Origin of the sequence: Pseudomonas sp. C5pp, assembly GCF_000814065.1 — a bacterium.
Lineage (GTDB): Bacteria > Pseudomonadota > Gammaproteobacteria > Pseudomonadales > Pseudomonadaceae > Aquipseudomonas > Aquipseudomonas asiatica.
In genome coordinates, this window is record NZ_JWLN01000036.1 from 1 (window position 1) to 19,706 (window position 19,706).

18 protein-coding genes and 2 pseudogenes are annotated in these 19,706 nt (G+C 57.7%); 5 read left to right on the plus strand and 15 right to left on the minus strand.

Annotated elements, in window-relative coordinates:
- From RR51_RS23625 to RR51_RS31090, 4 genes are all read right to left on the minus strand, one after another.
- A partial coding sequence (locus RR51_RS23625; protein ID WP_039614855.1) for an Ig-like domain-containing protein occupies nt 1-1,253 on the minus strand: 1,253 nt, incomplete at its 3' end.
- A gap of 381 nt (nt 1,254-1,634) precedes the next feature.
- On the minus strand, nt 1,635-1,946 hold the full coding sequence (locus tag RR51_RS23630; protein ID WP_039614856.1) for a hypothetical protein: 312 nt from the start codon (nt 1,944-1,946) through the stop codon (nt 1,635-1,637).
- 129 nt (nt 1,947-2,075) lie between these two features.
- A complete protein-coding gene (locus RR51_RS23635; RefSeq protein ID WP_052261094.1) occupies nt 2,076-2,408 on the minus strand; it encodes a hypothetical protein in 333 nt (110 codons plus the stop codon).
- A 298-nt stretch (nt 2,409-2,706) separates the two neighbouring features.
- Nucleotides 2,707-2,862, minus strand: a complete 156-nt coding sequence (locus RR51_RS31090; protein WP_161795759.1) for a hypothetical protein — start codon at nt 2,860-2,862, stop codon at nt 2,707-2,709.
- Nucleotides 2,863-3,065: 203 nt separating this feature from the next.
- Here RR51_RS31090 and RR51_RS31640 point away from each other — a divergent pair, with 203 nt between their 5' ends.
- Both RR51_RS31640 and tnpC read left to right on the plus strand, forming a co-directional pair.
- Entirely contained in the window at nt 3,066-3,227 is a 162-nt protein-coding gene (locus RR51_RS31640) for an IS66 family transposase zinc-finger binding domain-containing protein (RefSeq protein WP_236693300.1), read from the plus strand.
- A pseudogene (gene tnpC / locus RR51_RS23640) lies at nt 3,187-3,798 on the plus strand (IS66 family transposase); the annotation flags it as partial. The gene RR51_RS31640 and the pseudogene tnpC, both read left to right, overlap by 41 nt.
- Before the next feature lie 108 nt (nt 3,799-3,906).
- Here the strand turns inward: tnpC and RR51_RS23645 are convergent.
- From RR51_RS23645 to RR51_RS23670, 7 genes are all read right to left on the minus strand, one after another.
- Complete coding sequence (locus RR51_RS23645) at nt 3,907-4,395, minus strand: hypothetical protein (protein ID WP_039614858.1); 489 nt, start codon at nt 4,393-4,395, stop codon at nt 3,907-3,909.
- 108 nt (nt 4,396-4,503) lie between these two features.
- Nucleotides 4,504-4,773 (minus strand): PAAR domain-containing protein, encoded by a 270-nt coding sequence (locus RR51_RS29660; RefSeq protein WP_082044751.1) that lies wholly within the window; start codon nt 4,771-4,773, stop codon nt 4,504-4,506.
- Nucleotides 4,770-6,458, minus strand: coding sequence for a type VI lipase adapter Tla3 domain-containing protein (locus RR51_RS23650; RefSeq protein ID WP_082044752.1), 1,689 nt, complete (start codon nt 6,456-6,458; stop codon nt 4,770-4,772). Before RR51_RS23650 ends, RR51_RS29660 begins: the two co-directional genes overlap by 4 nt.
- On the minus strand, nt 6,455-8,470 hold the full coding sequence (locus tag RR51_RS23655) for a T6SS effector phospholipase Tle3 domain-containing protein (protein ID WP_039614860.1): 2,016 nt from the start codon (nt 8,468-8,470) through the stop codon (nt 6,455-6,457). The genes RR51_RS23650 and RR51_RS23655 overlap by 4 nt, the downstream gene beginning before the upstream one ends.
- On the minus strand, nt 8,467-11,022 hold the full coding sequence (locus RR51_RS23660) for a type VI secretion system Vgr family protein (RefSeq protein WP_152619931.1): 2,556 nt from the start codon (nt 11,020-11,022) through the stop codon (nt 8,467-8,469). Before RR51_RS23660 ends, RR51_RS23655 begins: the two co-directional genes overlap by 4 nt.
- A 463-nt stretch (nt 11,023-11,485) precedes the next feature.
- Nucleotides 11,486-13,297, minus strand: coding sequence for a DAHL domain-containing protein (locus RR51_RS23665; RefSeq protein WP_039614862.1), 1,812 nt, complete (start codon nt 13,295-13,297; stop codon nt 11,486-11,488).
- Nucleotides 13,294-14,220 carry a cytochrome-c peroxidase gene (locus tag RR51_RS23670; protein ID WP_236693301.1) on the minus strand — a complete coding sequence of 309 codons (927 nt, stop codon included), beginning with the start codon at nt 14,218-14,220 and terminating at the stop codon, nt 13,294-13,296. Before RR51_RS23670 ends, RR51_RS23665 begins: the two co-directional genes overlap by 4 nt.
- 171 nt (nt 14,221-14,391) lie before the next feature.
- Between RR51_RS23670 and RR51_RS23675 the strand changes: the two genes are divergently transcribed.
- On the plus strand, nt 14,392-15,759 hold the full coding sequence (locus RR51_RS23675) for an HD domain-containing phosphohydrolase (RefSeq protein WP_039614863.1): 1,368 nt from the start codon (nt 14,392-14,394) through the stop codon (nt 15,757-15,759).
- A 130-nt stretch (nt 15,760-15,889) separates the two neighbouring features.
- Nucleotides 15,890-16,555 carry an SOS response-associated peptidase gene (locus RR51_RS23680; protein WP_039614864.1) on the plus strand — a complete coding sequence of 222 codons (666 nt, stop codon included), beginning with the start codon at nt 15,890-15,892 and terminating at the stop codon, nt 16,553-16,555.
- Between the two features lie 131 nt (nt 16,556-16,686).
- Here the strand turns inward: RR51_RS23680 and RR51_RS23685 are convergent, their stop codons facing one another.
- The 4 genes from RR51_RS23685 to RR51_RS23695 form a co-directional block, all read right to left on the minus strand.
- Complete coding sequence (locus tag RR51_RS23685) at nt 16,687-17,016, minus strand: hypothetical protein (protein WP_232881747.1); 330 nt, start codon at nt 17,014-17,016, stop codon at nt 16,687-16,689.
- A 386-nt stretch (nt 17,017-17,402) separates the two neighbouring features.
- Nucleotides 17,403-17,864: an HNH endonuclease signature motif containing protein gene (locus tag RR51_RS30860; RefSeq protein ID WP_161795760.1), complete on the minus strand. Its 462-nt coding sequence runs from the start codon at nt 17,862-17,864 to the stop codon at nt 17,403-17,405.
- Between the two features lie 123 nt (nt 17,865-17,987).
- Nucleotides 17,988-18,539: a lecithin retinol acyltransferase family protein gene (locus RR51_RS23690; RefSeq protein ID WP_052261097.1), complete on the minus strand. Its 552-nt coding sequence runs from the start codon at nt 18,537-18,539 to the stop codon at nt 17,988-17,990.
- A gap of 314 nt (nt 18,540-18,853) precedes the next feature.
- Nucleotides 18,854-19,060: a hypothetical protein gene (locus RR51_RS23695; RefSeq protein WP_052261098.1), complete on the minus strand. Its 207-nt coding sequence runs from the start codon at nt 19,058-19,060 to the stop codon at nt 18,854-18,856.
- A gap of 182 nt (nt 19,061-19,242) precedes the next feature.
- On the opposite strand from RR51_RS23695, the pseudogene RR51_RS23700 reads away from it, so the two are divergent.
- Nucleotides 19,243-19,674, plus strand: a pseudogene (locus RR51_RS23700) (tyrosine-type recombinase/integrase); the annotation flags it as partial.
- Nucleotides 19,675-19,706: the final 32 nt, after the last annotated feature.

Here is a 19,706-nt window from a genome sequence, read left to right on the forward strand (position 1 = left end):
GCCACGCTATCCACGGTGGTGCTGCCCTGCCCGCTGGTATTACCGGCCGCATCGGTCGCGGTGGCGTTGACCACGGTACCGTCTGGCAGCGGTGTCGCCGGGGTGTAGCTCCAGTTGCCGTTGCCATCGGCAGTCACCTGGCCGATCGGGTTACCGCTGCCATCGGTGATGGTCACGGCGCTGTTCGGCTCGGCGGTACCGCTAAGCTCGGTACCGTTGCTCGGATTGATCACGGGTGCCGCTGGCGCCACACCATCAATAATGGTGCTGGCGGGCGGGCCGCTGTTACCGGCGGCATCCACGACCACCGCTTTGACCACCGTGCCATCGGGCAGTGGGCTATCGGGTGTGTACGACCAGTTGCCGTTGCCGTCGGCGGTAGTCTGGCCGATGGGGTTGCCGTTGCCGTCGGTGAGCAGCACGGTGCTGCCCGGCTCGGCGGTACCGCTGAGGCTGGAGCCGTTGCTCGGGTTGATGTGCGGCGCATCAGGGAAGTCAGGGGCCTGCACGGTAGCGGGCGGGCTGCTATTGCCGGACGGATCGGTCACCACCACGGAAACCGTTTCGCCGTTGGTCAGTGGCGGATTCAGCGGAATCTGGAATTTGCCGTCGGGGCCGACGACCACGCTGACGTCGGTTTCTCCATCGCCATTGCTGTCGATACCCACGGTGGCGCCCGGCTCGGCCGTGCCGCTGATGCTGCTGCCATCCGGGGCAATTTGCAACCCGCTGGCCGGCGCCGGGGCCGAGGTATCGGGCGGCACACTGCTGTCACCGCCACCACCACCGCCACCACCGCCATTGCTGTTGGCGATCGCGACGCCGCCACCAATGATCGCAGCGCCAGCCAGAAGTGCAGCACCGGGGCTGAGCCCGCCAATGGTGCTGTCGGCGCCAGTGAGCGACTCGAACCCGGCCGGCGTTTCTTGGGGTACATAACCTGCCACCAGCGGCCCATCGGCAGCGACCGGCGGCAAGTCGACGGCCAGCAGCTTGTCCCGGTCTACCAGGTACAACTGGCTTGCAGGCTGCCCCTCGACATAGAAGTTGGCAATGCGCAGGCTTTCGCCAGTCTTCAGCTGTACGATCAGATCGGCACCGCTCTTCGTGTAGCCCGACACACCTTCCGGAGCAATGTCCAGAACAATGTTGCTGCTCTGGGTAAGAGTCAGGATTCCGTTGTCGGGGATTGCGATGGGGGCGGCAGAAGTAACACTTTGAGCGAGGGGAGATACCTTGGCCTGAATCGACATACCTGACAGTCCTTTTGTCTACAGCACGACTGAGCGGTCGCGCTCATATCTCCAGAAATAGCACGCTGCTCATAAAACGCCAGCCGGTTTTTTACAAATAACTTGCGAGCCCTCCCAACTTTGACGAGAACGCCAGTCGCAATTGATTTCTTGATCGAAAGTAGAATCTTGTTTGGATTAATACGAATGGAGAGTAACTTACCCATTTTGATAGATGCGATTGGATGACACTCCACTGCCGACCCATCCAATTGAACATGGGCATGTAAACTCGCCGGCAATGGAGATGAGAAAATCGCGATGAACGACTTGGAAACCGAGCCGCCCCGAGACGAGATACCGGCATGTACCACTCATCGAGCGGCTTGTTCAGTATTTGCTCTAGTTGAACTTGAGCTTGGCCACCTTGCTCAGTGCCCACCCACTGAACACGTAGAACGCATCCAGGTAGAAGCGCCCTTCGTAGTTGGGCAGCGGCTCACGATTCAACAACAGCTCGGGCATGTCGGGCGAAGGGGGAAACAGCGCATAAAAACCGTTGGGCAACACCGCCAACGCGATGAGCAGCAGGTAGGTCACGGCCCGCAGCATGCTGGCGTGGCTATCGGACTGTTCGGCCCATTTCAGGCCGAACCAGGCGATCAGGCCGGCAACGGGCAAAACCCAGAAATGCGTGGGCATCCCAATGAACATCTCAGCAACAACGCTTCTTGTTTCCAACTTGGTGTTCTCCGTTCAAATGAGCGGATTATTGCGGCTGGGGGTGGCAAATGCAAAAAGCCCGCTCTCGAGGGCGGGCCTTTTGCATCAAGGGTCAGATGATCATGCTTTCGAACACATCAGCGCGGCGTCCAGCAGCCTGCCATGGTCGTACCAGGCATCACGTTGATAGGCCGCGAACTGGCGCTGGGCTCCCGTGCCCCGCACCTCGACCAGGCCACCCGCCGTGTCGGGGTCGGTGCTATCGACAAACAGCCTGACCGAGTTGTCGCCATCGACCTGGTAGGTTTTCACATTCCCTTGGAGCTCGCTTTTGACGCACCCCAGGTACGCCGGCGTACTTCTTTCCGTGGCCCCGGCTGCATACCCATGGCCTTGACGCACATCGGGGTCATGCGCACAGCCTGTCATGAACAGTGTGGTGAAGGTGGACATCAGTATTGCACCTGCTACCGATCTTGAACTTTTCACGCGACACGCTCCTGCCACCCCATCGAGTAACTTGGGAAGTGTTGCCGAACTGCATGCCCCTTTTTTGTTTTAGTTTGACCATGTTACTGCTCAATTTTAGCCGGGCAATATGCTTGTTTGCTATATCGGCTCCAAGGCGGGCTTTACCCGCGAAGTTAAACTTCGTTCATGGATCAGCGGGCAAGTTGCAGGCAAGCCAGCCTGGGCGAGCATGCGCTGCCTTGCAGTGTGTTCGCACAGGCGTGGCCGCAAGCGGAAGGCATCAATAGCGGCGGTAGTCCTGACCACCATGGTAGCCGTCGTTGAAATGCCGGTGATGGCCGCCGCCGTGATGCCCACCGTGGTGCCAATATGGCCAGCAACCACCGAGCAGCAGCAACCCTGACAACACTACGACCCATACAGCCTTGCGTTTCATGTGCGTACCTCCGGCCAGGTGAAACCAGGCCTTGCTTTCGTTGGACCGCACCAAGGTGGGATGTTCAGGCAGAGGTACGCCACTGGACTGCTATCTGAATGAGACTAACAATTAACTGAACGCAACTCATTGATTTTACTGGATATTATCCAGCCAACTTTTTCATCCAAGCTAAGAGATGCTTACCATGGACACGGACGCATTTGCCGATCCGTCACGAACCAGAAAACACTCAGTGCGCTTGTGGCTGCCAACTTCAACGCATCGGCGCAGACGTCAGCGAGAAGCTGGATTACACACCGGGCGTGTTTACCGTCGAGCAACATGTACGTGGCAAATGGGCAGCCGTCAGTGCGAGACACTGATGCAGGCGCCGGTGCCGGCGCAGGTTATCGACAAATGCATCCCGACCGCAGGCTTGTTGGCCCACGTGATGGTGGCGAAGTTCAAATCGGCTGCATGGCCCACGCTCGTCGCAAGTTTTTCGATTTGCACGTGGCGAACAAAATCCAGTCGGCCGAACAGGCGCTGCACTCGATCAGCGGTTTGTACGAGATCGAACGCCAAACGCGGGACATGAATGATGAAGATCGTTGGCGAATACGTCAGGAACTGGCGGTACCGATCCTCAAAAAAATGCATGACTGGATGTTGGCCCAGCGCGACTTGGTGCCCAACGGATCAGCCACGACCAAAGCCCTCGATTACAGCCTGAAACGCTGGGTAGCGCCGACGCGCTACCCAGACGATGGAGCTGTACCCATCGACAACAATCAGGTCGAAAACCAGATACGGCCATGGGCACTCGGGCGCTCGAACTGGCTGTTTGCCGGGTCGCTGCGCAGTGGTAAACGGGCGGCTGCAATCATGAGCTTGATCCAGTCGCCGCGTATGAATGGGCATGATCCGTATGCCTATCTCAAAGATGTGCTGACGTAGTTGCCAACACAGCTGGCCAGTGAGATCGGGCAACTGTTGCCGCATCAGTGGATGCCTGCCTAACTTACGCAAGGTGAGTTGGGCGGACGCTTACCCTAGGCGGGCTTAATCCTCTTTTCTAACTCGGTATAGTCCAGTTTCCCCAGCGGCAACTCCCCCGTTGACGACCATAATATAAGGGGTCTTTTGCGGGTACTTGGAACGGTTGCGGCTTTTGCTCTCAGAAGGATTGTCTGGGCTACCGGTCGGAAACTGCCAGAGTAAAACCTCGTCAGCTGATAATGCGCACGTTAGCGGTATCATTTTTTTTCCATCCGCGAGCATCTCTTTCTGTACATCTTCGGGTACGCCAACCTTCAGCGGCACGCGCTCCCAGTCGTCAGGTGAGTCACCTTGGAAAAACATTGCAAAGCCGTTGCCATCTTTAACGATTTTCAAGGCTGCTTCATTATCGGGACGATTGGCGAAGCTACCGACAAATCCGTCACAGGAGTAATCAGCCGCCGTTACTGTCGTGCCAAAGGTCAGTGCAATGAGCGAAAAAAGCGTAATACGGGTTACTTTCGAGACTGGCAAACGGAGAAATTTACGCATGAAAAGTCCTTTATGGATGTGATTTGACTCGGGGCATAAGCCATCACCATTAGCACTCTGGCGATCAGCTGATGAGGTTTGCGGTTTGAGGGGGGCCGAAGCTCGTGACTACACGACGCTCACATTCAGCGCATTATTGGCCACACCATGACACCCGCATGCCAGCCGATGGCCTTGCAGCACCACAGGCTTACCGTTCATGCGTCGGCTTGGATGCCCTTCGATAAAAGCAAAAACCCCTAGGTGAAGCGGACAACTGGCCTTGTCGCCCAGTACCGCTGGCGTTTTGCCGTTGACGGTGTGGGTGCCAGCCAGTTGGCATGACAGCACGCTGCCCCCACTGCTGGTGGGGTCGCCCAGGCAGATGGGATGGCTCATGACTTGGATCGTCCGGCACTTGGCAAGCCATACTTGAAGGGGTCAGCGCCGCGGTTCTGCTGGTTCTTCGCTTTGCGTGCCTCATCCGGCGGGCTGATCATCTGCACGGTGAGGCTACCGTCGCTGCCGGCGTACACCACGGCACTGGCACCGCCGTCGTGGTAGCTGGCGATGGTGGCTAGGTTGATTTCCACCAGCGCGCTGCTGACGCCGGTATTACCCAGGCGTCGACCGATGTCATAGCCCTCGTCGACATTGCCCACATCCAGGCCTTGGCCATCGGTATTGAGGCTGTGCAAGGCGTTGGTCAGGGCGATTTCTGCTTCAGCGTTGTCAGTGGTGTCGTAGAACACGCGCACCGGTTTTTGCCCATCGGGCAGGGTGTCGAGGGCCTTGAGCCAACCCGCCTGCAAGGCTTTGGCCTGCAACGCGGGTTTGAGGCGCTTGCCGTGTTCGTCCTGCATCGAGACCTTGATCGGACGGTGTAGGTAGCCCAGCACTGGCGCTGCGTCGAACTCTTTAAGCTGGTGTTCGGCCCAACGCACGGGCAGCCAGGGGGACGGTTCGAAATGGCCTGGGCCGCGGTTGCTGATGGTTTTCCACAAAGTGGGCAGTTGCGATTGCCAGTAGGCGGTGGACATGGTGCTAGGCGGTAATAGCACTTTTGTGCCTTTGGCATGCTCGGCGGCTACATACCAATCTGAAAATGCCTTGCTCCGATCCCAATAAAACGCCCACAACTTGCCAAAGTCAGTTTTTTTGTCTTGATTGTCCTCGGTGTCACGGGTGACGAAGGGGCGAATATAGCGGTCCACTCGGTCCGAGCGCGTGACTAGGAGCCCCGTCATACTTTCGTAGATGGTCGGGACCACATGGCCATTTTGCAATCCCGGTGTGCCGGGTTTGCGATAGCCGTCTCGCGTCACATCACCGTCTCGGCTCGCGATCAGGGCCTGTGGCACCTTGGGGTTATCGTCAAAAAACGTGAACAGTCGCTCGATCATGCCTTGAGCATGCGTCGTGCTTTCATCGTCTTGCCACAGAAACTGGGTAACGCCCAAGGTCGCAGCGTTACGGCCTGAATTGATCAGGCCCGCTGCGCTATAGGCGCTGTCGTAGGGGGCGGGAGGTCCCAGCGCAAACACCGGGATTGGCCAGTACGCTACTGCTTCACCTGCCGAGTTCTTGAATGCAATTCGGACTTTAATGTCTCTGGAGCTCCGCCTTGTGTCTAATGACGGGTCGTAGTCTTTCGGGTCCTGCGAGTAAATCGAAGCGAAATTGTCGTTCTTCTTTTTGATGAACTGCCAGATTTTGGACTGACCATCTTGGTAAATGCCAAGCCCCACACCTCGAATTTCCAAGGCGTAGGTCCGAGCCTGGGTGGCTTGCCGTTCGGCGTTTCTGGCGTTTACCTGGTTTTTATACGCAACCATTTCTGTTTTTTCATTGGCCATGGCGTTGCCCCACCAATGAATGCCGAAAATCAGCAGTAGCGGGCTGACAATCGCAGCAACGCCCCAGGCCAAGACGGGTTTCATGTCGCGAATTACCATTCCGGTCTCCTGTGCTTTGAGTTGGACAATCCAGATGAAACCGAGCCAGAGCACAATCAGTACTCCAGCGATCCACATATAAGGTTTAAGGTTGGGCCGTGTCTGAGCGGAGGGCGAATGGTCGTTCATCGGCCAACACCTTGTTCGGGTGGAGTGCTTACCAGGGAAGGCGGAGTAAGCGATACCAGACCAGAGGATGGGAATAGGCCTTCTTCATAATACCGAGAACTGGCAGTTACTAATGCTTGAGCCTCCTCACTCAGTCTCGCCCAACCCGGCAATTTAATGATTTCCGTAAATGCCGCTTCATTCATCTTCCAATCCGCAATCGCAAGCAACACCTCCCGCATAGCCGGGTCATCGAGGCTGTGCGCCTGGCCAATAGCAATGTCCATCGCCGTTACCCAACGTTGGTTCTCCGGACTGCGCAGAACGGCCGAGTGGTAGCTGTTAGGTTCCCATTCTTTCGGATCTACGGGCATCCGGGCCTGGATTTCATTAGGCGTTTCTTCACGGTAAATGACATACTCTTTCACCTCTGAGCCTTGACGCACGGCTACTTGGTTTATGGCTGAAGTTTGATCACCGGGCTCTTTGCCGGTGTTCCACCGGGCCCGTTCTTCATCCGAGTTCACGCGGTGAGGGCTGGTACGCACCTTGAACCATTTGAAACTGGCTTTCGGATTGCCCAGCGCGGAGCGGATACTCACGTCATCGGGGCTGTCCAGGCCTGCCTGGGTGGGTGTGCCAGTTACTGCCTCGCCACCAAACAGCTGTGGAGCATGGGGTGGGCTTAAAGGTTCGGCATTGATCAGGAGTTCCTCACCTTTGGCTATTGGCGCTCGCGAGGCCACGGCGGCAGCTGACCACCCGCCAGGGTAGCGGGGTTCCCCTTTGGCACGCAGCACCGTTTGCTGTAGGGCGTCGCCGACCAGTACCGGCTCACCGTCGCGATGACGCTTGGTCCACAGGCGCTGGTAAAACCGCAAGGACTGCAACGCCGCCATCGCCGGTTTGCCGTCAGGCAAGGTATTGGGTACCCCATAGGTACCGATGCCATGAACGTCGTCCAGGGCCACAGTGGTGTCGTCCGGGCAGAAGTACAGGTAAACCTTGCCGCGGTTGTCCCGCTCGGGGAAAACGGTCAGGTTGCCGACCTTGTCCGCGCGCGAGCCCTGCGTGGGTGACCACCTGGGGCCCGTGCGACCGCCGTAGGTCTTGCTGTCCCTGAGCGCAGACAGTGGCGGCTGGGCATGGGGTGCCTGGGTGACTGCGGTGGCGATGTTGATCAATGTCGCGAGTGTGTCATGGCCTTTGGGTGTGGCCTTGGGCAGTACACTGTAAGGCGTGTCCACCATGATGACGGTGTCGGCACAGCGTTGGCCCTTGTCGATCAACATGGCTTGAGCAAGCAGGGTAATCAAGGTGCCTTGACTGTGGCCCATGATGGTGATGGTTTCATCAGGCGATACTCGGCGGATCTCACTGACCAGCATGGCCAAACGCGTTGCTGCGAACACAAAGTAACGCCGGTGTGGCCCTTTTCCCATGTATTGGGTGTTGGATAGCATGACTTGTGCAAGATGCCGGATAGCCTTGGCAAAGCCTGGGCCGTACATCTCCAGCAGGTTGTTGGTGGCATTGGCGAAGAACCCGCCGCCTTTGGCGAAGTGCCGGTCCAGACGGTTTCCGAATACGTCCTGGTATTGGTCACGCAGTTTGGTCGGGTCGTTATTTTCATCGCGCTTTATCTCGCCGGGCTCAGCGCGATAGCCCCAATAAAACGGGATCATCAGGCTGCGGGTTTTGGGGTCTGCCGTGTCTCGCCGATAGAGGTACGTGTCGGGGTCGTCCAGCTTTGCAATGTCATCTTCACTGAGCTCTTCAACTGGGCGTTTTTTCGCAGCACTGTAGGCAGCCCCATACCGCCCCGCCTTCAGATCAGGCCGATCCAGACGCTCATTCACCCCCTGGCACAACCCCGTCTCCACCGACTCGTATGAAGCCCCCGGGTCATTCACGCCGTGCAAGAAGATCACCACCCCTGGCAGGTCGGCGGGCACCTCCATTTTGCGTTCGGTACTGAAGTTGGGTACCAGCCGGGTGACGCTTTCAGCCACCGCATATTGATCGCCACTCATTGGCTGCCTCCTTTGCTGCCGGTGCTGCGCAAGGCAGCCACTTGTGCCTGGTGCATCGCTTCGCGCTCGACGTGTTCGGTGAGCCCACTGGCATCGGTCACGCCTTGCACGGTGCTACCGTCTTCGAGTTTGATCTGGTAGGCGTGGTCAACCGCCATTCGCACGCTGTCGTCGGCGTGCCCCGGGTAGTGGAAGGCCAGGCGTTGCGCCGCCGGGTCGCGGGTGAAGGCCGGTATCTGCGCGCTGTCGGTGTTGGGGCCGACCCAGTCATGCTCGCTGGCATGGACGATCACCTTGCCTTGGCTGCCGATATCAACACCGCCGCCGATCTTGATATAGCTGCCATCATCAGCCACCAGGCGGATGGTTGGCGCGGTGATGACCACCTCGCCTTCGGCGGCCGACAGGTGCAGGTTCTTCTGGGCGTTGAGGATGATGTCGTCTTCCTGGGCCTGGACCAGCACTTTGCCGCGGTTGGCAATGGCACTGATGCCCTCATCCTGGGCGAAGGCACTGATGCCCTTGCCGGCTTGCAGGCGCATGGCGGCGCCGCTGGTCAACTGCAGATGGTCCTGGGCGGTGGTGTCGTGGTTTGCACCGGCATAGTGGATTTGCGAGCGCGGTGTGGCACTGGCAATACCCGCCTCGGCCGCAACGGCCATCACGGGTTCGCCCGGGCTGTCGCTGTCGGGCGCTGGCCACTGTTTCAGGGCCTGGCTCAAGGCATCGATGCCCTCGCTGTCCACCGCTGACCCGCCTCGCGCGGCGGCGGTTTGCCCAAGGCTCTTGAACAGCTCCCCACACTCGGCCAGCAGCTTGAGCAGCTCTTCACGGTCCAACTGCGCCCCCATGGCGTCCTGGCGGGCATAGGTGGTCAGCAACAGGCCTTGGGCGGCGCGCAGGGCAATCGCCGCGTCGGTGCGCAATTCGGCACCGTTGCCACGGGCCTCGGCCTGGCCGTCGGTACGTGGCTCGGTGAGTTTGCCCAGATTGAGCGCTGTGGCCTGGTGCGTGGTGCCGACGCGGGCACGCAAGGCGCCCGGTGTGTCGTCGAACAACAGCTCGTTGAAACCGCGGCCCTTGTGCTCCTGGGTCTGGATGCCGGAAAGTGCGCGGTTGCCTGGCAGGCCTGAAGCTTTGCTGAAGCGCGGCGGGATCTGCTCGGCGTTGTACAGCACCGAGGTGACCACGGGGCGGTCGATATCGCCGGCCAGGAAGGTCACCAGCACTTCCTGACCGATACGCGGCAAGAACTGATGACCGAAGCCATTGCCAGCGCTGGGCATCGCCACCCGCACCCAGGTGGTACCCTGCGGCAGGCTGTCGCCGCGCTGCCAGTGGAACCGGACCTGGATCCGCGCCAGTTCGTCAGTAAAGACTTCTTCGCCCTCCGGCCCGACCACGATCGCACTGAGCGGCCCATTGATGGTGGGGCGAGGCACGGTGATCGGGTGGCGGTAAGGGATGCTCTGGCGAATGCAGACAAACTGATTGTCGTAACCTGCGGGCTCGTCCGAAAAGTAGTTGTTGCGCCCCCGGTGCTCGACCGACACCAGCAGGAACTGGCGAGCTTCTGCCGCACCGTCCTCATGGTCGAAGTGCTGGGTCAGTTCGAAGGTGTAGCCCGCACGCATGGCCCGGCAGTTGCTGCTGCCGCTGAAGGTCTTGGCCTGGGCTTCAATGACCTCCAGGTGGCGACGGACCAGCGCCTCGCCCTCGTCAGGCAGGCGATGACTGTAGGCACCGAGAAAATCGTACACCTCGTAGGGTGCGACATCGCCCTGTTCATTGAGGCTGCCCATGTGGATGGGCAACGGGTTTCTTGGCTGCTTGTAATCGAACGTCTGGATGGCCATCTTGCCCGATTGCAATACCCGGTGGCTGCGCCATTGGGTGATCGAGTCACTGGTCTCGGTGACAAAGGCGCTGTGGTAGCGGATTTGCGGTTGTTCGGGCAACGCATGCAGAGCCTGGGATTCATCCGTGATGATCAGGCTGTGGCCGTCCGTGCCGTGATCGAAGTAGAAGAACAGGCCGTCCTGCTCCAGCAGGCGCAACACGAAATCCAGGTCGGTTTCGCGATACTGGGTTATGTAGCTGTGGGATTTGAGAGGTTTCAGCAGGCGAAACTCGAATGTGCCCAGCCCGCCGTAATGATCGAAAACTGTGCGGATGACCGTTTCAATGGTCTGCTCTTGAAAGATCCGCGAATCAATGCGTCGCGTCAGCATCCACAGCCAGGGGCTCAGTGTCGCGCTGTAACTCGCCAGGCCACCGTCGCTGCCCAGCAGGTTGAACCGGGTGATATGACCATGTATATGGCGTACGCCGCCGTCGGCCAGTTCGATGTCCAGGCGGGCAGGTTGGCCGATCAATGATTTGAGTTCGAGCCTGGCATCCTGGCTGATCAACGATAGCTCGAAGCTGAACAGCGTGGATAACCCCTCATTGCCGCTGAATTGCTCCAGCAACAACGCCTGCTCATCTCGGATGGGGGTGGTGAATTTGATCAGTCGGCGGTTCTGTGGTGCAAAGATGCTCGTCAATTCCATCGACGTTATATCCCTGAGCAAAACAAGTCGCGGAAGGTATCACAGGTTTTGACAGGACCGGACCGATCAGGGTGAGTCAGAGTTTGACAAACTGTGACGATCGTTCCATTGCCGGAACTTTTCCCTTTCCACCGACCGCTTCACCGACTTGGGTGGGGGCGTTGCTGGCGGTCGACTCAGGGCCTGCGGTGCCGTGCGGTCGTGAACCAGACAGGGGCGGACAAAACTTGTCCCAAACCGGGTAGTCACTCTGCAGATGACCCCGATTTCGGGTACAACCAGGCCCACAAATGGGGGTCAGGCGATGGCCTTGAGAAACACAAATGTCGCTGCCAGATCCAGGACCAGCACAGCAACCACAACGAAGATCATGTAGTAGCGGTCATTCTGAGTCATTTCTGCGTACTCCGCATGATCGATGCCCCAGGGTCGCAGCAATTTGCATTCCACTTCCCTGGTGCTCTCAGGCCGACCGGGCCTGATGGATGGGCAGTTCGACCCTGAATGTCGTACCGACGCCCACCTCGCTGTCTACGCGGATCTCGCCACCATGACGCTTGATGATTCCGTACGAAAGTGACAATCCCAGCCCGGTGCCCTGGCCGATGGGCTTCGTCGTGTAGAACGGATCGAAGATCTTTTGCAGGCTTTCGCCAGGAATGCCACAACCATTGTCTGCGACTTCGATCCATACCCACTTGTCACTGGCACCGGTTCGCAGGGTAATTCTGCCACGCTCGGCCCCCATCGCCTGGGTGGCATTGACCAGCAGATTCATGATTACCTGATTGATCTGTGAAGGCAGGCATTCGACCGGCGGCAATGGGCTGTAATCCTTGACAAGGTCCGCCTTGTGCCTGAGTTCGCTGGCAACAATGTTCAGCGTTGACTCTATGCCTTGTTGCAGGTCTGCCACTTGCCAGTCATGGCTGCTCTCTACTCGCGAAAAGTCCTTGAGGTCCTTGACGATCCGCGCAACGCGGCTGATACCGTCCTTGGATTCGCGGATCAGCGCCGGAATATCCTCCAGCAAGTAATCCAGCTCGATTTCCGTGCGCAACTTCGCCAGCTCCGCGCCGAGCGCGTTCGGAAGCAGGGTATTTTCCGCGTCAGCATATGCCTTCAGCATGTCCTGCAAACGGCCGAAATAGTCGTCCAGTGCACCGAGGTTGGAAGAGACAAAACCAATCGGATTGTTGACTTCATGGGCTACGCCGGCTGCCAGTTGACCGAGCGAGGCGAGCTTTTCGGACTGGACCAATTGGTTCTCGAGCAACCGGCGTTCATCCACCTCGCGCTGCAGTGCTGCGCTGGCTTGGGTAAGTGACTGGGTACGCCGTTCGACCCGCTGTTCCAGTTCGTCGTTGGCACTCACCAGCGCTCGGTTTACCCGGTTTATTTCGGCGTAGCTACGCGTCAGCCACATCCCCATGTACAGCAATAGCAATACCAGCAGGGTGGAAAACACCAACAGGTAGAAATGGTATCGCTGAGCCGTCAGCGCTGCTGCTTGCTCGTCGCGGTCCAGCATCAGCGCAATGGCGTCCAGACTCTCGGCGATCGGAACCGCCTCGATCGCTTCAAGTAATTGATCGACCTTGGGTTGCTCACGAAGAATCAACGCTATGTGTTTGCTGATGGTATCGATGGGCATCTGAAAATTGACAGGCAAGCGCTCCTTGTTGACCGAAAGATTGTTCAGTCCGACAAGGATGTCGGCAGCTTTTTCATCTGTTGTGGTATGGGCAAACTCAAGGCTGCTCAACATCAAGTCGTAGGTATCGCTGGTGATTCTGCGCAGACGCAGTGTATCGGCATCGACCAATTGACGAAGGTGCACCTGTATTACATCGGCCGCAGCCGGGAGAAAAGCCAGGGAATTTCGCAGGATCGCATTGTGCGTCTTGAACCGCGAGACCAGCAGGACCTTGTCGTCAAAGGCCTGTTGGTAATCGCGAAAAGCCTTCTGCCAAGCGAGCATTTCTGTTTTTTGATGACGCCCTTCCAGCGTGCCGAACTCCCGCCATAGGCGCTTCATTTCGATCAACGGCAGCACCAGCGGGTCGTAGTTGTAATTGGTGGTGGTGCGCGCCTTGAGCACTGCCCCCTCCCACTGCGCATCGTACTGCTTGATCTGGCGAATCAGATCGCGCGCCTGGGCGTAGTTGCCACTCTCATCGGACCTGGACATCCAGTACAGGTAGACCAGCACGGAAGCCAGCGACATGGAGCACGCAGCCAACAGCAGCAGACTGCGCCGAGCGTTCAACCTCATAACGGTTTACCCTCCCATTGGCCGGTGAGGGTCTGGAGAAACTTGATGATCAGCGCTTTATCATCGTCGCTCGGCGTACGTCCCAACTGATAATGAAACATGGCATCGACGGCTGCTTCCAAGGTGGGCGCCGAACCGTCATGAAAGTAAGGGGCAGTCACCTCCACGTTTCGCAGGCTTGGAACTTTGAACAGGTGGAGATCGTCCGGATCACCTGTCACGTTGTAGCGCCCCTGATCTGCCACGGTAACACTGCCACGGTTGGTGAAATAATCATCGAAAACACCGAACTTCTGCAGCATGTTGCCGCCGATATTCACACCCTGGTGGCAGGCTATACAACCGTACTCCTGGAAGCGCTGATAGCCATGCTTCTCTTCCAGGCTGAGGCTGCTGGTATCTCCTTTCAGATAGCGATCGAAGCGTGAATCGGGTGTCAGCAGGGTACGCTGGTACGTAACCAGGGCATCTTTGACATCGATGGCGGTCACTGGTTTGCCATAGGCTTCGGCGAACCCCGTCTGGTAAGCCGGATCGTCAGCAATTCGTTGGACCACGGTAGCCCAGCCATCTTCTTTGCCGTCCGTATTACCGGTTGCCAGGTGCACCAGGCCGTCAAACGATTGCGCGCGCCCATCCCAGAACTGCAGGAAGTTCAGGCTGGCGTTGAAGACGCTGGGTGTGTGAACTGGCAAGGGTTTGCCATCTGCACCAGGCGAACGCGCCTGCCCGTCCGCGCCACCACGATCCAGGCGATGGCAATCGGCACAGGACTGGCTGCTATCGAGGGACACACGCGAGTCATTGAACAGTTTGCGCCCCAGTTCCACCCGGGCAGGGTCAAGCTCAGGCACCGCCGGCAATGGCGTGAGCGGCCCACCGATGCTCTGGGCCAGCACCCATGCCGGTAAAACGACAAGCATCGAGGCAACGATGCGAACCTGCAGACAAATCGGCACAGCACAACCCTCCCTGGCGAGATGCACCTGCCTCCGAGCATAGTGAGGCCAACAGACAAAAGCTAACGGCGGGGGCAAATATCATCTAGGCTGTGGCCAAGGAGTAGTCTGGCCGAGACCGGCAGGGAGGGACCCATGGAGCTACCCGTTACCGATGGCGCAGCAGACAAGCCGGTGATACTTCTGGTTGACGACGAGCCCTCGATTCTCAGCAGCCTTCGTCGTCTACTTCGCAACCAACCCTACGAACTCCTCCTTGCCGAAAGCGGTGCCGACGCCCTGCAACTGCTCCAACAACGCCCGATCAATCTGGTGATGAGTGATGCGCGCATGCCAAACATGGACGGGGCAACACTGTTGGCCCACGTACATGAGCGTTTTCCCGACACGTTGCGCATTCTGCTTACGGGTTACGCTGACACGGACACCATCGCGAAAGCCATCAATGATGGGCACATCTATCGTTACATCAGCAAACCCTGGAATGATGAAGAGCTGTTGGTCACCTTGCGCCAGGCATTGGCCCACCAACATTCGGAAAGCGAGCGAAAGCGCCTTGAACAGCTGACTCAGGTTCAGATCACGCAACTCAAGGCGCTTAACGAAAGCCTTGAACAGCGTGTAGCGGCGCGCACCGCCGAGTTGCAGCAAACTGCCGACATGCTTGACCTTGCCTATGAAGAACTCAAGCGCAGTTACGTGACCACCACCGAGTTCTTTTCGCAGTTGGGCAACATGCGTCTGCCCAAGGCCAAGCAGACCAACCGGCAAGTCATAGAATTGATACGGGTGTATTGCACCAGCCATGGACTGGACGAAGGTACCTGTCGCAACCTGACCATGGCTGCAGCCCTCTACAACATCGGCAAGATGAGCTGGACCGACAACATGCTCACCTGCCCCGCCGATCTCATACCTCCACAAGAGCGCGAACTGTACCGGTCGTACCCGAAACAGAGCGAAGCGCTGGTCATGACCCTGGAGCCAATAAAAGAAGCCGCACAACTCATACTTCACCACCAGGAGCGCTGGGATGGCAGCGGTTTTCCGGATCACCTGAAGGGAGTGGCAATTCCACTGGGCGCCCGCTGGTTGAAAATGGCCGTGGATTTCATCGAATTGCAGCGCGGACTGGTTCTGGATCGCCAGCTCAATAGCGATGAGGCACTGCTCTACATACGCAAGTATGCTGGAAAGCTGTATGACCCAGACTTGGTGGAAGACTTCGTCAACGTCTGTGCCGAGTATATGCGCGACATTACCTTGACCGACCCGGCGATCAAGGTATTGAGCACGCACGAACTGGCGGATGGCATGATACTGGCGCGCAACCTCAACGCCGACAACGGCATGCTGCTATTGAATGCCGGCAAGGTACTGAACGGTGCGCTGGTGAAAAAACTGATTGCCTTCGAAGAAATGGAAGGTGGCAGATACAGCGTGTTCGTCAGGGTTCCCGAGCAGGCAGGCAGCCTGCAGCCATCGCCCGCAACGGCAGGCTGACCCCGTTGCGGGCAGGTGCTGAAATCCGTTGGTCGTGCATCGTGGCAAGCGGGGTGCCTGGCCGTCCCCGTATGACTGCCGGCACTACTACCAGCCAACGGCTATCCTTCAGGTTTCGGTAGGAGGGCGTATGTGCGGAAGGCTCAGCCAGTACCGTGGCATACATGACTTCGTTGAAACCCTGAGCCTGCCAGAGGCCTGGCGGAACAACGTCGGCGACCAGCCGCTTGGCCGGTACAACATCGCGCCGACCACGCCGGTGGCAGTACTGCGGATGGATGATGCAGGCCCACGAGCGGACCTGGTGAAGTGGGGATGGCGCCCGCACTGGGCGACCGATCGCGCTGCGCCGATCAACGCCCGCGTCGAGAAGGTGGCGCATGGCCCATTCTTCCGGGAGATCTGGCCACACCGGGCCATCACCCCAATCGACGGCTGGTACGAATGGGTTGATGAAGGTGGGCCGAAGAAGCAGCCGTACTACATCCGCCGCCAGGATGGGCGCCCTGCCCTTTGCGCCTCGATCGGCCAATTCACCGGCACAGAGCGCGACGGGTTCGTCATCATCACCGCCGACGCTCAGGGCGGAATGGTCGACGTTCACGACCGCCGGCCTGTCGTGTTGTCGCCAGAACTGGCGTACGAGTGGATCGCGGCAGCAATGCCGAGCGAGCGCGCAGAACAACTGGTGCTCAACCTGGGTGAGCCGGCCGAAGCCTTCGACTGGTACCGGGTGGGTATCGCCGTGGGGAATGTGCGTAACCAAGGTGCCGAGCTGATGAACCCGCTTCAGTGAATGGAGGCAAATCCCTTCCGCGCGCTTTGGTATCAGAAATCGACCTGTACGGAACCCGTTTGAACAGCTTGGACAGATACCACGGGCCGATCACCACTTTCGGGCGACTGCTCATTCCCCCAGCACAAACGTCAATCCCGCTCGGCTCTTTGGCTGGCCTCCGGAGGGGAGTACGCCATGCGATACTCGCCAAGTCGACGAAAAGGTGACTGCTTTATCCAGGGCTGAGCCTTGTGCAAAATAAACAGCTGTAAAGCCCAGAAGCCAAGGCAGAACGTTGTTCTTCCGCCACTCTCCAATGGCATTTCATAAGACAGTGCCACGCCAGCGAACATGATGCTGACAAAGAAGAAACCGCTGGCCAGGGCATTCGCCAGAAAATTGAGCCTGGGCCACTTTTCTGGCAGCAGCTCCAGCGGCCCCAGCGCGATCAGAGCAATGCCGAAAGGCACCGAATACATGATAAATGACGCGGATGGGTCCCCGTATCGCAGGATCGCTATCCAAATCGCAAGCCATACGAACGCTGCCGTTGGAGATCCACTCGGCTTTATTCGTAAGCCAAGCGCCCTGAACCTTCGCAAAAAATCCATTACCAATCTCCCTGTTTGGTAAGCGGGGGGAGAATATCACCCCCTTTCAAACAATGACGCCTCCCCGATGAGGCCAACGCTTGGAGCATCCATGACGATGGAATGGCCTGCGCGCTCCAACGGCGTGTTCCCGCATTTATCGCCCATCAGCTCGGGTATGGCGTGCAGATGCTCTTATCGACTTATGCGCGCTGGATTGACTCGTCCAACGACTGGCAGGAGCTAGAAAAGCTCCTCTGTTTTGGAATCGACTTTCACTCATCAGTAGCTTGACGCAGCGCCCTTAGCTTTTGCACCGCCGCATCAAAATCGTTCAGCGCTTCAGCAATGATGGTCTCGGCTTGAGACCTAACTGAGGGGTCAAGGCCATTTCCAATTTCAGCTCGTTCGATCCAAGCTGAAATGCGTGCGTGACGATCAGCTGCGAGCTCGCTGTCCGCTACTTTCCTAGCGAGAAAGCTGCTCCACTCTTCATCTCTTTTTTCATCCCCATTACATACTGCGCATGCAAGCAAGTGGTTGTGAATGTCGTTCGAGCCTCCCATTGCGGAAGATAGGATATGATCCATATGCCCATTCCGAGAAAGACGATCCAATAACACTCCGCAGTATGCGCAGGATGATTGAAAGTAGTCCCACAATGCAGTGACCTCGGCACGGGATGGATGCGGATCCAAGATTGCAACGAAGCATCGCCGCATCTTATTTTTTGCCATGGAAGGTGTATCTTTAGGCATTCTATCGCGCTCAATTAATGATATTTTGTGCATCCAACTCGACTAAAAGGCCTTCAGCCTGTGGCATTCAGAGCGTGTTGGATCAGCGACTCACCTGCCTTGTTATTTGAGGAGAACCTTCTTTGCCGCCAGAATGGCCGCAGCCCCCGCTAGACCAATAGGCCCGCCAACGATAGTCGCTGCGCCGATGATTGCAGCACTACTCATTGCTTCCTTCGCCGCGACCTTGGCCGCCGTCTGAACCGACTCATCTGATTGTGAGGCAGCAGAAATGACAGCGGCTATGCTTGGAACGATAGTGGTTCCAGGAATACCAGCGGCGCGGAGCACGTTTCTAATCTGCTGGCAGGTCGAAACTCCGTAAATGCACCAACTCACAAAATGCTCGCAATTGTTGGTGACAAGGTTATAGGAGTTCTCACCCAAGCGTGAGTATCCCCGGGCAATTCGCTCTTCGGCATCGTAAACAGCGGCAGGATGGGACAAAACAGTTGTGGGCTTTCCGCCGCTAAACCGATCCAAGCTGACTCTGCAAATAGGTCCCGAAACACTGTCTCCGAAGCCGGAATAGTGGAGCACCTCTCCACATCCAATGTAGATACCATGATGCGTGTAACCTGCCCGCAAGCTGACGAGATGGTCTCCTCGACGCATTTAAATGCTCCTTAAAAACGTAAACCAATCATGGCACCGAGCCAGCTTTAGTACAACGGGTCCAAGGACGCAGGTTATCTTGGGTTGCTGAATGCTCCGCTATTCCTGATTTTTCGGTGGATGGCTTCGCATGCAATTCCTGCTATTCGACTTCGCTCAAGCGCTGCTACGAGGTCACCCGCCATTCGGTCAGCGTCCTCAAGCAATCCTCAAGCACCACGACTGCAGAGGTTCCTGCCTGGCTGGCGTTCGGTAAGTCTGGCCATCTAGGCGAAAAAAAGCCCGCTCGAAGCGGGCTATGTGCAATGTGCTGATCAGTTTGGCTGTATGCCTCTGATCAGCTGAAGACGCATGGGGTAGCCCTGTCCGGGCTGTACGACAGTTTCGGATTCAACTGTTTGAAGGATTTTGCCGTCTGCATCCTTGGTAACTGCAATAGTCTTGCTGTACGAGCTCTGAACAACGCAGCCACTCAAAGCAGCGCTGACAGCAATGGCTGACATAAAAATCAGGTGTTTCATGCGGGCTTCTATCCTTAGGAAAATTGCGGCGCACAATGTAGCAATATGCCATCATCTCGAAAAGCGGTTTCCGCCACCGATCTGGAATGGCGGGCTTGATCTCGATGGATTACATCGGTGCCACAGGCCAATCGACGGGGTTGGGGTAGCCTTCCTAGTCGGGTAAGCGGCTCAGCACCTGGGGCGGGGTGGAGGAAAGGACGAAAACAGGAAGAGATCGTTTCGCGCTGCAGAATGACCGGGCCTTGCGCGCGATCCAGTTCGCCAGGGAATGCGCGGACCGCCGCAGGCATGGGAAGGGGGCGGTGACCGAAACGCCGTTCCTGTTCCCGCAGTCGAAGAGCGCCGAGTACCTGAAACAGACCTCCGATCTGCACAAACAGTGGGTGCCGGTGCTGAATGAGCTGGGCATTCGGCGTCGACCCCCATATAACTGCCGGCACACCTATGCGACAATATGCTTAATGTCCGGCCTCAACCCCGCATTTATCGCCCAACAGCTGGGTCACAGCGTCCAAATGCTGCTGTCGACGTATGCCCGTTGGCTCAACTCAAGCTCCGACTGGAGCGAGCTGGAAAAACTCAAGATTGGTATCAAATCGGTATCAGGTTGAAATCCAGCACTGTAAGTGACTGATAGGTAAGC

Excerpts from the sequence above, each read along its gene's own strand:
- RR51_RS23675 (WP_039614863.1), top strand. The coding sequence starts at position 14,392 with ATGGAGCTACCCGTTACCGATGGCGCAGCAGACAAGCCGGTGATACTT.
- RR51_RS23695 (WP_052261098.1), bottom strand. The coding sequence starts at position 19,060 with ATGAAACACCTGATTTTTATGTCAGCCATTGCTGTCAGCGCTGCTTTG.
- RR51_RS23690 (WP_052261097.1), bottom strand. The coding sequence starts at position 18,539 with ATGCGTCGAGGAGACCATCTCGTCAGCTTGCGGGCAGGTTACACGCAT.
- RR51_RS23665 (WP_039614862.1), bottom strand. The coding sequence starts at position 13,297 with ATGAGGTTGAACGCTCGGCGCAGTCTGCTGCTGTTGGCTGCGTGCTCC.
- RR51_RS30860 (WP_161795760.1), bottom strand. The coding sequence starts at position 17,864 with ATGGCAAAAAATAAGATGCGGCGATGCTTCGTTGCAATCTTGGATCCG.
- RR51_RS23685 (WP_232881747.1), bottom strand. The coding sequence starts at position 17,016 with ATGTATTCGGTGCCTTTCGGCATTGCTCTGATCGCGCTGGGGCCGCTG.
- RR51_RS23670 (WP_236693301.1), bottom strand. The coding sequence starts at position 14,220 with ATGCTTGTCGTTTTACCGGCATGGGTGCTGGCCCAGAGCATCGGTGGG.
- RR51_RS23660 (WP_152619931.1), bottom strand. The coding sequence starts at position 11,022 with ATGGAATTGACGAGCATCTTTGCACCACAGAACCGCCGACTGATCAAA.
- RR51_RS23645 (WP_039614858.1), bottom strand. The coding sequence starts at position 4,395 with ATGCGTAAATTTCTCCGTTTGCCAGTCTCGAAAGTAACCCGTATTACG.
- RR51_RS23650 (WP_082044752.1), bottom strand. The coding sequence starts at position 6,458 with ATGAACGACCATTCGCCCTCCGCTCAGACACGGCCCAACCTTAAACCT.
- RR51_RS29660 (WP_082044751.1), bottom strand. The coding sequence starts at position 4,773 with ATGAGCCATCCCATCTGCCTGGGCGACCCCACCAGCAGTGGGGGCAGC.
- RR51_RS23630 (WP_039614856.1), bottom strand. The coding sequence starts at position 1,946 with ATGTTCATTGGGATGCCCACGCATTTCTGGGTTTTGCCCGTTGCCGGC.
- RR51_RS31090 (WP_161795759.1), bottom strand. The coding sequence starts at position 2,862 with ATGAAACGCAAGGCTGTATGGGTCGTAGTGTTGTCAGGGTTGCTGCTG.
- RR51_RS23635 (WP_052261094.1), bottom strand. The coding sequence starts at position 2,408 with ATGTCCACCTTCACCACACTGTTCATGACAGGCTGTGCGCATGACCCC.
- RR51_RS23655 (WP_039614860.1), bottom strand. The coding sequence starts at position 8,470 with ATGAGTGGCGATCAATATGCGGTGGCTGAAAGCGTCACCCGGCTGGTA.
- RR51_RS23680 (WP_039614864.1), top strand. The coding sequence starts at position 15,890 with ATGTGCGGAAGGCTCAGCCAGTACCGTGGCATACATGACTTCGTTGAA.